We start from the raw sequence: 1,054 nt of genomic DNA, 5'->3' as shown, positions 1-1,054 counted from the left end.
GGCGCGCTCTTCGAGTGGACCCCCTGCCTGTGCGACATCCGCGGCGAGACCGTGGTGCGCCTGCAAAACCCCTTCGTGACCGAGTTCGTGCTCGACGCCCTCGGCCACATGGAGCGCAAGGCGCGCGAGGGGAAGGACGGCGCCGACCGCTCGCTCCTCTCCCGACTGCGCCGCAAGATGCGCGAGGCCGGCGCCCACGCCGGGCTCACCGAGCGGGAGGAGTTCGTCATCGCCGTGCAGGCCGCCCTGCGCGCAGCCGACGTGCGCTGGACGGTGCCCAATGTCCGCGCCGCGATGGACGAGGTGTCGATGCGCACCGAGGCCGGCGGCCAGCTCCACAACGTGGTGGGCGCGCTGCGCATGCCCGGGGCCGCCCGATGAAACTGTCTCGCGAGACACTCGCGAAACAGTTGCGAGACAGTTCGAGACACTCGCGAAACTGTTTCGCACCTACAGGACAAAACAGAACAGAACAAAACACTCCCCAAAGCCCCGAGACACTTCGCCCTGTGGATAACTTCAGGACATGCAGAGAGGAGGAGCGGATGACCCCCGACAGCGAGACAACCGAAGGCTTGGCAGGCAAGGCCGCGGTGCGGGAGCTGGTGATAGGCCGGCTCACCGGGGCCGGCTTCCAGCGCCCCGCGGGCTGCACGGTGGAGGCGCACCGGGCCGAGCTCGACCGCCTCGCCGCCCGGCTGGCCTATCTCGACACCGACGAGCTCGCCACCCTCGCCGAGGCGCTGCTCGAGATGGGCGAGGGCAGGGCGGGTGACCGCTGGCCGCGCGAGGTGCGCGTGCTCAAGCTCGCCCGCACCATCCGCCAGCCGCCGCCGGGCTTCTCCGGCAAGGTGGTGCGCTTCATGCGCTGCGCGGTGGGCCAGCAGGCGGTGGCCGAGGGCTGGGCCGGCCCGCTCCTCACCTGCCTCATGCGTCGCCCCGGCGTGCCCGCGGGCGACTACGCCCTCGGCCAGCTGCGCGAGGCCGCCACCGAGGAGCGCCGCCGCCTGCAGGTGATCTCCGAGCGCCTCGCCGCCGGCCAGGTGCTCACCCC

The 1,054-nt window shown here is 71.7% G+C and carries 2 protein-coding genes; both read left to right on the top strand.

The genetic code is table 11. The features are described from left to right. On the top strand, nucleotides 1–381 hold a 381-nt coding region (locus D3P35_RS25835; RefSeq protein WP_157982354.1), incomplete at its 5' end, for a hypothetical protein. 164 nt (nucleotides 382–545) lie between these two features. Further along, nucleotides 546–1,054 (top strand): hypothetical protein (locus D3P35_RS25830; protein ID WP_118138786.1); only part of this gene is annotated, 509 nt, incomplete at its 3' end.

Origin of the sequence: Oceanicella sp. SM1341 (assembly GCF_003448965.1) — a bacterium.
Classification (GTDB): domain Bacteria; phylum Pseudomonadota; class Alphaproteobacteria; order Rhodobacterales; family Rhodobacteraceae; genus Paroceanicella.
Note: the sequence above shows the minus strand (reverse complement) of the source record. Positions and strands in the feature narration are given on the sequence as shown.